This is a genomic window from Parasulfitobacter algicola, assembly GCF_013315265.1.
GTDB classification, from domain to species: Bacteria; Pseudomonadota; Alphaproteobacteria; order Rhodobacterales; family Rhodobacteraceae; genus Parasulfitobacter; species Parasulfitobacter algicola.
Genome location: NZ_JABUFE010000015.1, coordinates 41627 through 55178 on the forward strand (window position 1 = coordinate 41627; position 13552 = coordinate 55178).

At 50.0% G+C, this 13552-nt stretch carries 11 protein-coding genes, 1 tRNA gene and 3 pseudogenes; 12 read left to right on the forward strand and 3 right to left on the reverse strand.

What is annotated here, in order from left to right:
* Positions 1 to 84 precede the first annotated feature (84 nt).
* Genes HRQ87_RS17875 through HRQ87_RS17900 form a run of 6 tightly spaced genes read left to right on the forward strand, consistent with a single transcriptional unit; the run spans position 85 to position 5807 of the window.
* Positions 85 to 1848 carry a TonB-dependent receptor plug domain-containing protein gene (locus HRQ87_RS17875; protein ID WP_343035391.1) on the forward strand — a complete coding sequence of 588 codons (1764 nt, stop codon included), beginning with the start codon at positions 85 to 87 and terminating at the stop codon, positions 1846 to 1848.
* The gene (locus HRQ87_RS17880) at positions 1823 to 2659 is read left to right on the forward strand and encodes an ABC transporter substrate-binding protein (RefSeq protein ID WP_174139814.1); all 837 of its coding nucleotides are present in this window, start codon (positions 1823 to 1825) and stop codon (positions 2657 to 2659) included. The genes HRQ87_RS17875 and HRQ87_RS17880 overlap by 26 nt, the downstream gene beginning before the upstream one ends.
* Positions 2656 to 3645 carry a FecCD family ABC transporter permease gene (locus tag HRQ87_RS17885; RefSeq protein WP_174139815.1) on the forward strand — a complete coding sequence of 330 codons (990 nt, stop codon included), beginning with the start codon at positions 2656 to 2658 and terminating at the stop codon, positions 3643 to 3645. Before HRQ87_RS17880 ends, HRQ87_RS17885 begins: the two co-directional genes overlap by 4 nt.
* Positions 3642 to 4397 carry an ABC transporter ATP-binding protein gene (locus HRQ87_RS17890; protein WP_174139816.1) on the forward strand — a complete coding sequence of 252 codons (756 nt, stop codon included), beginning with the start codon at positions 3642 to 3644 and terminating at the stop codon, positions 4395 to 4397. Before HRQ87_RS17885 ends, HRQ87_RS17890 begins: the two co-directional genes overlap by 4 nt.
* The gene (locus tag HRQ87_RS17895; RefSeq protein ID WP_343035390.1) at positions 4397 to 5035 is read left to right on the forward strand and encodes an adenosylcobinamide amidohydrolase; all 639 of its coding nucleotides are present in this window, start codon (positions 4397 to 4399) and stop codon (positions 5033 to 5035) included. The genes HRQ87_RS17890 and HRQ87_RS17895 overlap by 1 nt, the downstream gene beginning before the upstream one ends.
* The gene (locus HRQ87_RS17900; protein WP_174139818.1) at positions 5028 to 5807 is read left to right on the forward strand and encodes an ABC transporter substrate-binding protein; all 780 of its coding nucleotides are present in this window, start codon (positions 5028 to 5030) and stop codon (positions 5805 to 5807) included. The genes HRQ87_RS17895 and HRQ87_RS17900 overlap by 8 nt, the downstream gene beginning before the upstream one ends.
* Here HRQ87_RS17900 and HRQ87_RS17905 read toward each other — a convergent pair.
* Positions 5804 to 7555, reverse strand: a complete 1752-nt coding sequence (locus HRQ87_RS17905) for a hypothetical protein (protein ID WP_174139819.1) — start codon at positions 7553 to 7555, stop codon at positions 5804 to 5806. The genes HRQ87_RS17900 and HRQ87_RS17905 overlap by 4 nt on opposite strands.
* 90 nt (positions 7556 to 7645) lie before the next feature.
* Positions 7646 to 8677 carry a uroporphyrinogen decarboxylase gene (gene hemE / locus HRQ87_RS17910; RefSeq protein WP_174139820.1) on the reverse strand — a complete coding sequence of 344 codons (1032 nt, stop codon included), beginning with the start codon at positions 8675 to 8677 and terminating at the stop codon, positions 7646 to 7648.
* A gap of 97 nt (positions 8678 to 8774) precedes the next feature.
* Here hemE and hemC point away from each other — a divergent pair, with 97 nt between their 5' ends.
* From hemC to HRQ87_RS17925, 3 genes and pseudogenes are all read left to right on the forward strand, one after another.
* The gene (gene hemC, locus HRQ87_RS17915; RefSeq protein WP_174139821.1) at positions 8775 to 9725 is read left to right on the forward strand and encodes a hydroxymethylbilane synthase; all 951 of its coding nucleotides are present in this window, start codon (positions 8775 to 8777) and stop codon (positions 9723 to 9725) included.
* 55 nt (positions 9726 to 9780) lie between these two features.
* Positions 9781 to 9857, forward strand: a tRNA-Met gene (locus tag HRQ87_RS17920).
* A gap of 417 nt (positions 9858 to 10274) precedes the next feature.
* Positions 10275 to 10430: pseudogene (locus tag HRQ87_RS17925) on the forward strand (transposase); the annotation flags it as partial.
* 81 nt (positions 10431 to 10511) lie between these two features.
* On the opposite strand, the pseudogene HRQ87_RS17930 reads toward HRQ87_RS17925, so the two are convergent.
* Positions 10512 to 11924, reverse strand: a pseudogene (locus tag HRQ87_RS17930) (IS3 family transposase).
* A gap of 157 nt (positions 11925 to 12081) precedes the next feature.
* On the opposite strand from HRQ87_RS17930, the gene HRQ87_RS17935 reads away from it, so the two are divergent.
* The 3 genes and pseudogenes from HRQ87_RS17935 to HRQ87_RS17945 form a co-directional block, all read left to right on the forward strand.
* Positions 12082 to 12519: a hypothetical protein gene (locus tag HRQ87_RS17935; RefSeq protein WP_174139822.1), complete on the forward strand. Its 438-nt coding sequence runs from the start codon at positions 12082 to 12084 to the stop codon at positions 12517 to 12519.
* 4 nt (positions 12520 to 12523) lie between these two features.
* Positions 12524 to 12880, forward strand: a complete 357-nt coding sequence (locus tag HRQ87_RS17940; RefSeq protein WP_174139823.1) for a hypothetical protein — start codon at positions 12524 to 12526, stop codon at positions 12878 to 12880.
* A 602-nt stretch (positions 12881 to 13482) separates the two neighbouring features.
* Positions 13483 to 13552: pseudogene (locus tag HRQ87_RS17945) on the forward strand (transposase); the annotation flags it as partial.

Sequence of the window (13552 nt, forward strand, 5' to 3'; positions counted from 1 at the left end):
ATGAAGAACCCGTTTATTGCCGCAACAGCGGCGCTTTTCACCATAACGCCTGCAATGGCACAGGATATTATTTAACTGGACGAAATTGTCTTTTCTGCAAACCAAACTGAAACAGAGGCAAACCGCACCGGTGCCACTGTGGAAGTTGTGACAAGCGAAGATTTGGCCGAAACACAGACAACACGCGTGGCTGATTATCTGACACGGCTGCCGGGCATTTCAGTTACAACAAATGGCAGCATTGGCAATTCGACACAACTTCGGGTCAGGGGGCTTGATGGCAAATATGTCGCCGTGCGCATTGACGGGATTGATGTGACCGACCCGGCATCGCCGCAAACCAGTTTCAATTTTGGATCGTTGACCACAGATGACATCGCCCGGATTGAAGTTTTGAAAGGATCACAGTCGGCGCTTTATGGATCCGAAGCAATCGGCGGCGTCATCAATATCACGACCAACCGGGCCACTGAAATCGGATCTGTTGGCAGTTTTGCCGCTGAAGTTGGCAGCCATGATACTTTGCGGACCAGTGCCAATTTTTCCAATCGAACAGAAACAAGCGAATTGTCTTTTTCAATCTCGCATATTCAAACAGACGGCTTTTCGTCTGCTGATGAAAACGATGGTAATGACGAAGCAGACGGACATACATCGACACGTCTATCCATTTCAGCAGCCTTCGATACATCTGAAACGGTGCGCCTTGGGTTTTCGGCATTTTATCAAGACAGCGAAAGTGATTTCGACGAATTCATCCGCGACGGCACACCCGATGAAGAAACGCTGGCAACCACATTTGGCCTGCGGGCGTTTGCCGAAATAGCAGGTGCCGATGTTGATCACACAGTTTCAGCATCGATCTTTGAAAACGACCGCGAAAGCATATCGAATGGGGATGCTGATCCGTTCAAAGGCAACCGCAGCGAAATTACCTATCAGGGTGATTATATTGCGAGTGACAGAATGCGGTACAGTTTCGGTGCCGATTATACAAAGGAAGAATTCAGATCGACTGAGGATGATTTTTCGGCCTTTCCTGTTGTCACGACATTGAAAGCATCTGGTGAAACAGAGGTTTTCGGGCTTTTCGGCGAAACGCTTTATTCACCCAACGATCAGATTGACCTAGCGCTATCCCTTAGGGTTGATGATCATTCGGAATTTGGCACTTTCGCGTCTGCCCGTGCAGCGCTTGCCTATCGCCCTTCCAACGATTGGATCATCCGCACGTCCATCGGTAATGGGTTTCGTGCGCCATCTTTGTATGAACTGAACAGCAATTTATATGGTAACAAAGATCTTGATCCCGAAGAAAGCATGACATTTGAACTTGGCGCTGAAAGACAATTTTCAGAAACCGGGTTTGTAAAAGCCACGCTGTTTTATATGGAAATTGAAGATCTGATTCAGTTTGATAATGGATATAAACAGGTACCTGGCACAACAACATCGCAAGGATTTGAATTGTCGACAAATATTCCAGTGTCAGATCGTGTCAGCCTGTTCGGGGCATATACCTATGTTGATATTCAAGACAGCGATGATGATCGCGTGATCCGTGTGCCTGAACATGATCTGATATTGGGTCTATCGGGAGCGATCACTGACCGTTTGTCAGGTATTATAAGTGCGCAATATATCGATGGCGTGGTGGACAGCGATTTTCCCGATACAATCGACATGCCAAGTTACACAGTGGTCAATTCAACGCTATCCTATGATTTGACGGATGCAACACAAGCCTATTTGCGGGTCGAAAATATGTTTGATGAAGAATATCAGACCATCCGCGGATATGGACAATCGGATCGGGCATTTTATGTCGGTTTACGGACTTCTTTCTAAGATACTTATGGTGGCGGCACTGGTATCCGGTGCCGCTTTCGCCGATGCGCCAAAGCGCGTTGTTTCGATTAATTTATGCACCGATCAGCTAGCGCTTTTGCTAGCAGAGCCAAGGCAATTGATATCTGTCTCACGCTTGTCGCACGATCCTATCAGTTCCGCGATGGTGGATCAGGCGATTGCTATTCCGTCCAATCGTGGGACCGCTGAAGATATTTATCTTCTTAAACCTGATCTGGTCTTAGCTGGTACGTTCAGTTCACCTGCGACCCTGTCAATGCTGGACAGACTGGGTGTTCCGGTTGAACAGTTCGCCCCAGCTTATTCAGTTGCAGACATTGCTGCGCGGATGGATCAGATGGGCATCGCATTAGGGCGACAAGTTGAAACTCAGGATCAGATTGACGCCTTCGAAACGCAGCTTGAAAGCCTTAGATCGCAGATGCAGATTAATCCCCGGGCCGCGCTTTATTATGCCAATGGGTACACTTTGGGCGAAAAGACGTTGGCAGGCGAAATTCTGGCCCATGCAGGCTTTCAAAATGTTGCGAAAGAGGCAGGTTTGACATCGGGCGGTACTCTGCCCCTTGAACAGCTGATTATGCTGCAACCTGATCTGGTCGTAACTGGCACCCGGTATCCCGCCACATCCCGCAGCGAAGAGATCTTAGATCATCCCGCGCTGGACGCGATCCGCAGGGCCAACCGCAAAAATCTGACTGATCGCGACTGGATTTGCGGCACACCCTTTGTGCTGAATGCCATTCAGGACATGAGGGACGCACACCAAGAATTTGGACCAAGCAAATGAGGTATCTGCGCCTGTTCATCATATTATGTACGCTAACATCTGTGCTGTTTATCGCGTCTTTGCTGGTCGGACCTGCCAATGTTGGCGTATTTGACAGCTTAGCGGCGCTTTGGTCCGACGATACCAATCCTTTGCAATTGGTCATGTATGAAATTCGTCTGCCACGGGCGATTTTAGCTGTGATGGCAGGGGTATCGCTTGGCCTGTCAGGGGCCGCTTTGCAGGGGTATTTGCGAAACCCCTTAGCAGAACCGGGTTTAATCGGGGTATCGTCTTCTGCAGCATTGGGAGCTGTCATCGCCCTACAAACCGGCATAGCCGCGCAGTTCGCGCTTGGTCTGCCATTGGCTGCATTATCAGGTGCGGTTGTTGCAGTGGTGCTTATTTTATTTTTGGCCGGGCCACGTGGCGGGTCATTGACGCTGATCCTGGCAGGCATCGCCATCAGTGCACTGGCAGGGGCTTTGACGTCCTTGGTGTTAAACCTATCGCCAAATCCCTTTGCCGTCAGCGAGATCGTCTTTTGGATGATGGGATCGCTGACTGACCGGTCCATGATCCACGTGACGCTGGCCCTGCCCTTTATGATCCTGGGCTGGGTTATGTTGGCGGGTCTGGGGCGCAGCATGGATGCCCTGACATTAGGTGAGGATGCCGCCGAGTCCATGGGCATACACTTAACACGCGTGCGCTGGCAGTTGATAATCGGCGTGGCAGCGTCAGTTGGTGCGATGACAGCAGTGGCAGGGGCCATCGGTTTTGTCGGCCTGGTCGTGCCACATATTCTGCGCCGTTTTGTAGGGTCGCGCCCATCACACCTGCTGTGGGCATCTGCAATTGGCGGGGCTGCCACGGTGCTGGCAGCTGACATTGCCGTCCGTTTGATCCTGCCTGACCGCGATTTGAAGCTGGGTGTTGTTATGGCAATTATCGGCGCGCCTTTGTTCTTGCATCTGATCTATCAAAACCGGCGGGATGTCGTATGACACTGATGTCCTTGGATCGCTTGACTGTCCTACGTGGCGAATGTCCTGTTGTTGATGATGTTAATTTGACAGTTGAAAAAGGTGATTTTATTGGGCTTTTGGGTCCTAATGGCGCAGGTAAAACCACGCTTATGCGTGGGGCATTAGGGCTGGTTAAGACTACCGGAGCCAGCTCAATACTAGATATAAAACCTGCCGCTCGCGCCCATCATGTCGCTTGGTTGCCGCAATCGCGCGAGATTGCTTGGCCGATCGATGTTGAAACGATTGTCAGCCTGGGCCGTATTCCGCATGGGTCTCAGAAACTAATCACAAATACAGATCGGGCGGTTGTGGATCGTGCGATCAAACGCTTGGATCTGACGGGTTTTGAACATCGGATCGCAACCAGGTTGTCAGGCGGTGAACAAGCGCGGGTTTTGATCGCGCGCGCGTTGGCGCAGGACACACCGCTTATTTTGGCAGACGAGGTAACGGCGGGCCTTGACCCAGCCCATCAGATCAGTGTGATGCAGATTTTTCAGAATTTAGCGGCTGAAGGCAAAGGCATTGTTGCCTCAATTCATGATCTGGGGCTAGCGGCGCGACACTGTACAAGGCTGGTTCTGATGCATCAGGGCAAATTGGTGGCTGACGGTGCGCCGACGGACGTTTTAACACCTGAAAATGTGAAACAGGTTTTTGGAGTTGAAAGCTATTTCGTGCAAACAGATCATGGGCCGATCTTTCAACCTGTTGGAATTGTTCGTTGATGCAGGTGACGTTAAATCGCCCTTGGCTTGAAGCCCGGTTTGATACGCCATTGCGTGTCTTAAGCTGGTCAATCAACAAGCCCGGATTTACAAAGGCATCGCGCATTCTTTGGCGTGAAGTTCGTAATGCTGATCTGCCGGCTGATCTTGATGTGGATCAGTGGCTTGATGATGAATTGCGCAGAACTGACCAAGCGGACGCGGTTGTTCTTTTAACCTCGCGCGAGGTTACCGCATATGTTTTGAAACAAGCAACATGCGCAGATATAATGGCGGTTTGCCTGGCGACCGTTGGCCTGTCCAACGCAGAGCGCATAGGCTACCGCGTGCCGCGCAACAGTCAGGATTGGGGCACGATCAACGTTGCGGTATCCGTGGATATTGGCTTAACCAAAGCCGCACAAATCGAAGCTTTGACTATTGCCGCCCAAGCCCGCACTGCGGCTGTTATGAATGCAGGCGTTAAGCTGCCAACAGGACGCGCGACAGGTACAGGCACTGATTGCATCGCAATGGCTGCGCCGAAGGGTGAGCAACGCTATGCTGGCCTGCATACAGAGATTGGCGAGGCGATTGGACGTGCGGTCTATGATGCTGTGGCCGAAGGTGCGCAAGATTGGATAAAGTCACGTGACTGACCCTTGGCCAAAACGCATTGTTTGTCTAACCGAAGAAACGGTCGAAACGCTTTACTTGCTGGGTGAAGAAGATCGCATAGTCGGGGTAACTGGTTATGCGGTGCGCCCGGCATATGTACGGCGTGAAAAACCACGCATATCGGCGTTTACATCTGCAGATATCGCCAAGATTATGGCATTGCAGCCGGATCTTGTGCTGTCATTTTCCGACCTTCAAGCCGATATCGTGGCCGATCTGATCCGCCAGGGCGTCGCGATCCATGCCTTTAATCAGCGCAGCATTTCAGGCATTTTTAGCATGATTCATACGGTGGGTGCGCTGGTCGGGCAAGCGGAACGAGCGCATGATCTTGTGGTAAGCTATGAACGTCGGATCAACGACCTGAAAGCAATCGAACGCCTTAATCAGCCAAAGGTTTATTTTGAGGAGTGGGACGACCCACTGATCACCGGAATTGGCTGGGTATCAGAGCTGATTGAAATCGCTGGTGGCGTGGATTGTTTTGCCCATCTGCGCATCGAACAGGGCGCCAAAAACCGCATTATTTCGCCAGATCAAGTGATTGCAGCTTGTCCTGATGTGATACTCGCGTCTTGGTGCGGTAAAAAAGTGCGCCCTGAAAAGATCGCAGCGCGCGACGGTTGGGCTGATATTACCGCCGTTCAGACAGGCCGGATCACAGAAATTAAATCACCACTGATCTTACAACCCGGACCTGCAGCGCTGACAGATGGTTTGGACGCTATCCACTGGGCCCTTTGGGGCGCTTAAATATCTGCTGCCAGCATTGCATTTACGGCGCTTGTGATTGTGTCGTTACCGTCACTTTCCGAACCACGTGATGCCAATTTAGCTAAGGCTGTCATGCGCAGTTTGCTGTCATCATTCCATACGCGTGTGGTTTCGAATTGAATTGTTTCAACAACGCAACTTCCAAGCACTTTGCGCACCGCTGCACAGGCTTTATGTGCCCGTTCATAATACGCAACACGCCCCTTTTGTTGCGCATCTACCGGCACCTCAATACCTTCGTTGTTCAGGCTAAGCAAAACAGTTGGGTTCAGATAATCTGCTTGTGACGACTGGCCTGCCGGGTCTGTGGGATTAAAGGCAAGAGTTGCGCTTAGCTGATATGTTCCCTGATCGCCCTTGACAGCCTGAACAGTATGAACGGCGCAATCTTTCGCTAAAACTCGCAAGATCAGCTCGCATTCTTTCATCGCCAATTGCCGTGCACGCGCATTCACATAAAGAAGTTGCAGTTGTTCTGGGGGTAATGCTTCGTCCAAAGATAGAATATCCGATAATTTAAGAGTACGTTCGTACTTAATCATTCTGGCTGTTGTTAGGATATCAACATCGAAAACCGCATCCGGCTGGTTTTCAGCAACACGATTTTGCGTACCTTGTATCATTCCAGATAATATATCGGGTGCTGTATTACTACCGGTAGCCCTACCTAATAAATCGGCATAAGCTTCAAGGCCAAGCTGTGTTGCTTCTTCAGGGCTTGTGCTGATGTAAGACATATCACCAGATGTCACACGCACAGTTTGACCAGTCAGAGGCGTATAGCTAATCCGTTGTTCATCTGTTTCTGGCACTGAGCCAACCAGAACGTGGCTCGTATTGTCCAGACCAATTAACTCGGCTTCGCTGCTAATGCCAAATGTATTCTGGAACCACGCCTCATAAGAAAAATATGCCAATTGCCTTACATTAAATCTGTCCTGTGCACTTTTTTCAGCGGACACGCGCAGTTCTGGCGTTAATGTCGTCAGATCAAGCGTATCTGGCACATTACGAGGATTTCGGGTGGGGGCAAGGCAGTCAGGATTTTGTCTTGCGTCCATCATCTGAAGCTGAACATTTTCATCTAGTCCGACAACACCTGCTGGACCGTAAGACAAGACAGCAACATTCGCAATTCTGGTTTTAGGGGCAGTATGAATGTTCCATACTACACCAGACTGATAGCTTTGCAGAACAAGATAAATAATGTTGGTTTCATCTGTTATCGCAACATCGACAACAGTCAACGCATCGGGGTCAATTGCTGCGTCCAGTGGTTTTGCTTCAAATGGTTTCGCATTGTTAAAACTGATCCAACTGATCAAAGAACTGATCATATCGTGTTCTGTTGCAGCATGAAAATTAGTTGCGGTCTGACCTGTTCCGATGTGCACATTGGCCAGTGTCATTCCGCCACTCACAGGTGCAAACTGGCAGTTTTCAACTTGATCAACAACGTCAAATCCAGCCAGATTGTTCTCCGTGCCAGGCAGTTCAAAATTACTGAAAATCTCATTGGCAAAATATGACTTTTTATTTAGCGCCATGACGACAAAGGGTGGCGCCTGCAAACCTGCTGTGTCAGAGATTATCGCCTCCGCTGCAGTTTCCATTCCAGAAAATTCAGGTGGCATATCACTGTTGGCAGGGCCAGTGTTCAGTAAGTCGTAGTGAAACACCACATAAACACCAACAAGAACGACAAAAATAGCAGCCAGTTTTCCCACGACAACAGTCCTTTTACAGTCAGTGACTAAGATATGTGTGTAACATGTTTTAAGGCGAAAATATGCAAGCAGTGCGATAGAGTTCAGGCATTATGATCGAACTGTGTCAACCATCAGCTGTACGTTTTCAGGATCCGCATCGGGCGTAATCCCATGTCCAAGATTAAAAATATGCGGTCCGCCAGAAAACGCTTTCACAATTTCACGGGTTTCGTCAACCAGCGCCTGACCGCCAGTCACCATGTGTGATGATGCCAGATTACCTTGCACGCAGCCATCAGATTGAACATGCGTTGCCGACCATGTGGCCGAAACAGAATTATCAAGCGCCACGCAATCCGCACCAGTTGCCTTTGCAAATCCGATATATTTGTCACCAGCTTCACGCGGGAATGCGATAATCGGCACATCAGGGTGTTTTGCCTTCAGCGCACTTATAATTCGCTTTGCAGGGGCCAGCGCATATTTGTCGAAATCATCGCCTTTCAATGACCCTGCCCAACTGTCAAACAACTTCACAGTTTCCGCGCCTGCCTCAATTTGCATTGATAGATAGGCAATTGTAGACTCGGTCAAAAGATCCATTAGCGCATCAAAAACGGGTTGGTTTTCCTGCTTTAACGCATGTGCTGGACCTTGATCAGGCGTACCTCGACCCGCGATCATATAGGTGGCGACTGTCCATGGGGCGCCTGCAAATCCGATCAAAGCCGTCTCCTGCGGCAATTCCCGCGTCAAAATACGCAAGGTTTCATAGATAGGCGCAAGATGGTCGTGAATATCATCGGCACCTTTCAGTTTATCTAAATCAGCTTGTGACGTGACAGTGGATAATCGCGGACCTTCGCCCGTGACAAACCACAAGTCAGCCCCAAGCGCGTCTGGAATTAACAAAATGTCTGCAAACATAATGGCTGCATCGAATCCATATCTTCGGATCGGCTGCAATGTGACTTCGGCTGCCAATTCAGAGTTATAGCATAAAGACAAAAAATCCCCGGCCTGCGCCCGTGTGGCGCGATATTCCGGCAGGTATCGCCCGGCTTGGCGCATCATCCAAATCGGCGGTATGGCCTGTGTTTCACCGGCCAATGCCCGCAAGAGTTTCTTTTGTTCAGCCATGCCAATCTCCCTCAGTCGACCCTGTTGGTCGGTTGTCTGACACAAGATGTCAAGACAGCCAGTTGTCAGGCGTGCCTGACATGTCTAAAGAAAACAAATGACTATTGTTCTTCCCACCCCGACGACGCCCCTAAAAATCGGTACACGCGGTTCGCCTTTGGCATTGGCGCAAGCGCATGAAACGCGCCGTCGGCTGATGATCGCTTTTGATTTGCCACAAGACGCGTTCAAGATTTGTGTGATCAAAACCACTGGCGACCGTATTCTGGATCGCCCGCTAAAAGAAATCGGCGGCAAGGGCCTGTTCACCCGCGAGATCGAAGAAGATCTTCTGTCAGGTAAAATTGATATTGCCGTACATTCGATGAAAGATATGCCCGTCGACCAGCCTGGTGGCTTATTACTAGATACATATTTGCCGCGCGAAGATGTCAACGACGCTTTTGTGTCTTTGCAGATGCAGTCGGTATCGGATTTGCCACAAGGCGCAGTGGTCGGAACGTCTAGTCTGCGGCGCAAAGCGCAGTTGCTGAACCGTCGCCCCGATCTACAAATTGTAGAATTTCGAGGCAATGTACAAACACGATTGAAAAAATTGCAGGACGGCGTTGCCCAAGCGACGTTCCTTGCAATGGCTGGTCTGAAGCGTCTGCATGTGCAGAACGATGTGCCGCATGCGGCGATCCCGTCCGATGTGATGCTGCCGGCCGTGGCACAAGGGGCCATTGGCATCGAACGACGCGCCGATGACAACCAGACTGCCGCGATGCTTGAGACGATACATGACACTCCAACAGGTCAGCGACTTGCCGCTGAACGTGCTTTTCTGGCCGCGTTGGATGGATCGTGCGAAACACCCATTGCAGGGCTGGCCGTGCTTAATGGCAAAACACTGCATTTACAGGGCGAAATTCTGCGAACCGATGGATCAGAGCGGATTTATGATCAAAGCACCGCCCCGATCGAGGACGCCGCTGAAATGGGAAAAGCGCTGGCACATGATTTACTGTCGCAAGCCGCCCCTGATTTCTTTGACTGGTGCACTTAAACCAGATTTACGCTTGACGGACCGCGCCCCCCCTTATAGAGCATGCTTCGCTTTTGGCGGAGTAGCTCAGGTGGTTAGAGCAGCGGAATCATAATCCGCGTGTCGGGGGTTCAAGTCCCTCCTCCGCTACCAAAAAACTTTGTTATTCATATAATTAAACGTGATCTAGTCTGCTTGCGTAGTATTTATTTTTCGCAAGTGAACCAGAACGGTATTCTTGCAGAAAGACCGCATTCAACGATTAGAAATTGTTGAATTTCAAAAAAGAACAGAAGGTTTCTGTCGTAACACCAATATAGCTTATGGATCAGACCCAACAGCAGTGTACTCTAAGTAAGCCTCAAATTTCGTAGCTTTCCTACCTGTCTCACAAGGGCATATTGTGAATGGATGGCCTGTCTGTGGAACATGCTGCAATCGATCTAATGGCGGCTGAGAGCCCCAAAGTGGACGTGTCGCGGTTTGATGCGGCTCCTTTGATAGCATTTACTGCAACAAAGGAGACTGACTATGGGACTGAAACGGACGGACGCATTCCGCTAGGATGCGGTGCGTATCGCTCTAACCAGTGGGCTAACGCGTAAGCAGGTCGCTGACGATCTGGGTGTTGGCATGTCGACACTGAACAAGTGGATCACGGCACACCGAGGCACTGATGTGGTGTCAAAAGAGGATTTGGACCTCGCCAAAGAGAATGATAGACTTCTATGTGTCTGTCCGTCGTCAGATAATTTGGGACATCTGAGCGGTTTTTGATTGGAGGCTCTGGCTCATCCTTGATTGATTTTATGCGTTTTCAGTTTTGTGGCGCAAGCGCCGTTTATTCATGGTTTTTCGTTTGATCTCCTCTCGCTGTTTCAGGATTTGTTCTGCCCGTCCGAAGTAGACATCGGCGGGTGTCAGGTTGCCCAGGCTCTCATGGTACCTTTGGTTCTTGTTGTATTCGACGAAGGCTTTGATCTGAGCTTCTAGGTCGCCGGGCAGGAAGTAATGTTTCAGTAAGACGCGGTTCTTCATCGTTTGATGCCAGCGTTCAATCTTGCCCTGGGTTGAGGATGGAACGGCACCCCACGAACGTGATCCATACCCTTGTCTTCAAGATAATCGGCCAGATCCCCCGCGATGTATGACGACCCGTTGTCACTCAGCAGCCTGGGTTTGGTTGCCACAGTGACGCTTTCACACCCCGATGCCGCCAATGCCAGATCAAGCGTGTCAGTCACATCCTGAGCTTTCATCGTGGTGCACAGCTTCCATGCGATGGTTCAGCATCTGGCCGCTATCGGTCCGAGGCCGATGCCGGACGCGGCTGTCGTCATCCAGGATCGTGCTGAGATAAAACCAACCCCATCCGATGACCTTGAGATACGTGAAGTCAGTCTGCCAAAGCTCGTTTGTTCGCGCGGTCTTATCCTTGAACTCGTTGCCCGCCTTGATCACGATATGCCTTGGTGCTGTGATCAGGTCTTCAGCTTTCAAGATTCGGTAAGCCGATGATTCCGAGATAAAATACTGCTTCTCGTTAGTGTACTTCACTGCCAGTTCACGGGGCATCAGTTCCTGGTTCTCTAGGGCAAAATCGATGAAGGCCTCTCGCGTCTCATCCGGAATGCGGTTCCACACGGACCGTGGGCACGGTGCCGTATCTTCCAGCGCATCGACGCCACCTGCCGACCACAGATCATACCAACGGTAATAGGTCGTTCTGGGAATGCCGATTGCCTCCAGTGTCCGGCGTGTCGGCAGATGCGAGGCTTCCACCGTGCGGATGATCTCAAGTTTCTCTGAACCGGGGTATCTCATCCCTCGTACTCGTCGCCAATGGTCGCTTGGACCAGTGGCGCAACCATAGGCGACCCCCGAGCATGCTTTTTTTGAGCAAACGGTTCTCTAGGGTCAGATCGGCAACCACTTCTTTCAAAGCAGCCGATTCAGAGCGCAGTTCCTTAACTTCAGGGCTCGTCGCCTGTCGTGCAGTATCACCTACAAAGCGTTGCTTACATGCTTCCAGAAACTCCTTCGACCAAGAGTAATAAAGGCTCTCGCTGATCCCCTCGCGGCAATGCTTTCCTCGCCCCGCATGCCCGCCAAAACGATGCGGATCTTTTCCTCGGTTGCATGTAGGCGGCGCGTTTTGCGGCGAATATTCTTCAACAACTTGTCAGCAGCGTCTTTCGATGTTCCGGATTTCTTGTTCATCTTCGCTCCATATAGGCTACGATGAACCAGAAATCCTCCGTTACGAAAACCTCAAATCTGTCCCACAAGCGCTGACGTTAGACAAGCGCGATTTGCAAAACTTACAAGGGCACAAGGTCCAGGTATCGTTAATAATCAATCCACAGCAACGCGGTTAATGGAAAAGGCCGCAGAGCATTGTGGCGTAAATCTTTGGAAGTATGTTGACGAGGTTCGCTATGGTCCTTTTGATAATCCCAGTTTTTCGGTTCAAGGTGGAAGCCGAATTATCCAGATTCCAAATACGATGTCGCAGTCAAATAAGTACATGCAATTGAAGACTGCTGCGCATGAGCTCAATCATGCTCGAATATATGATAAGTTTATAAAGAGAATGGGGCCAATTAGCGGTCATCAAGAATACTGGGCAGCTCATCGTAATTTCGGAACGCGCCTTTATGCCAGGGAAGAAATGATTGTTGAACGGGCGGCAGAAATGATGATCAGATCTGTTTTTGAAGGCAAGCTTTCGGGAGCGAACTTAAGGCGCTTCACAGCAGCTTTGGACGATGCAAAAGACTATATTGATGGATGGAAAAGCGTATTCAGAGGATGAATGCATGACTATGAAAAGTTTTGGACAAATTGTTCCCTTGCAAGGCTTTATGCTGATGCTTGCAGGGTACGGTAATTCACAGGAAGCTGGCACACGTGATTTGTACAGACCTGCAGTTGAAGAGGAATTAATAACTAATATCAAAAAAGGTCATGAGCTAGTGGCCGGTCTTGTTGATAATGATTTTGGATTTTCGCTATCAGAATGGCACAAATATCTATCAACTCATGAAAACTATTCAAAACAGTATAAATTTTCAAGAAGTTGGGAACGCGTTGAAAAAGCTATTTTAACTGAAATCAAAAACCCAAACCGAGCTGACTTGGAAAGACATGCTGCTCAATCCAATAACAAACCATGATATTGCCTAGTAAGCTTATCGAGCCTTTTTTATTGAGTTTGCCCATCTGTTGAACCCGCCCTGTTGAGCTTGAGCGGCGCCCGTTACGCTGGCTGAGCAGCGTAGCGACGAACCAGAAGCCGGTGGAAACCTGGCGCTGCGCCGGCGTATGCGGCGCAGGACGCCTTAATGTCAGCTTCTGGCAAGTAGCGGTGCAGAAAAAGTAAGCTTAGATAACGGCAAGTAGCCCCAGCATTTTGCTACTCCCGCATCACCTTCTCGGCCATATGGGCACAATAACTACACAGATCCGGAGACTCGAAATTATACTCATGCGCGTCGATGGGGTTCGAACATCGATTACACTCACCGGCTACGCTTTCGCCGCAAACAAAGCATACATTGTCAAAGAGGAGGAGCGGTTGTTGGGCATTCCCACGCTACTCGTTGACTGCTTGACAGGATGTCTCCCAAACGAATTCGAGGAGTTTGCTTGGTTCGCCATCGATGTTGCTGAATCAGAACGGGAACCCATCAAGTTCAGGCAAAGCTCCCTGAGGCATGAAATTTTAATCGAAGGCCAGCAGCAACTGGCGACCCCGATGCAAGCATTGGCTACCTGCTTTGACAATCCCCGCCAGCTGATGGCCTGGCTCGGGCTGGTGCCGAGCGAACATTCCAGTGGTAATACCA

Excerpts from the sequence above, each read along its gene's own strand:
- HRQ87_RS17880 (WP_174139814.1), top strand. The coding sequence starts at position 1,823 with ATGTCGGTTTACGGACTTCTTTCTAAGATACTTATGGTGGCGGCACTG.
- HRQ87_RS17885 (WP_174139815.1), top strand. The coding sequence starts at position 2,656 with ATGAGGTATCTGCGCCTGTTCATCATATTATGTACGCTAACATCTGTG.
- HRQ87_RS17890 (WP_174139816.1), top strand. The coding sequence starts at position 3,642 with ATGACACTGATGTCCTTGGATCGCTTGACTGTCCTACGTGGCGAATGT.
- HRQ87_RS17895 (WP_343035390.1), top strand. The coding sequence starts at position 4,397 with ATGCAGGTGACGTTAAATCGCCCTTGGCTTGAAGCCCGGTTTGATACG.
- hemE (WP_174139820.1), bottom strand. The coding sequence starts at position 8,677 with ATGGCTGAACAAAAGAAACTCTTGCGGGCATTGGCCGGTGAAACACAG.
- hemC (WP_174139821.1), top strand. The coding sequence starts at position 8,775 with ATGACTATTGTTCTTCCCACCCCGACGACGCCCCTAAAAATCGGTACA.
- HRQ87_RS17935 (WP_174139822.1), top strand. The coding sequence starts at position 12,082 with ATGGAAAAGGCCGCAGAGCATTGTGGCGTAAATCTTTGGAAGTATGTT.
- HRQ87_RS17940 (WP_174139823.1), top strand. The coding sequence starts at position 12,524 with ATGACTATGAAAAGTTTTGGACAAATTGTTCCCTTGCAAGGCTTTATG.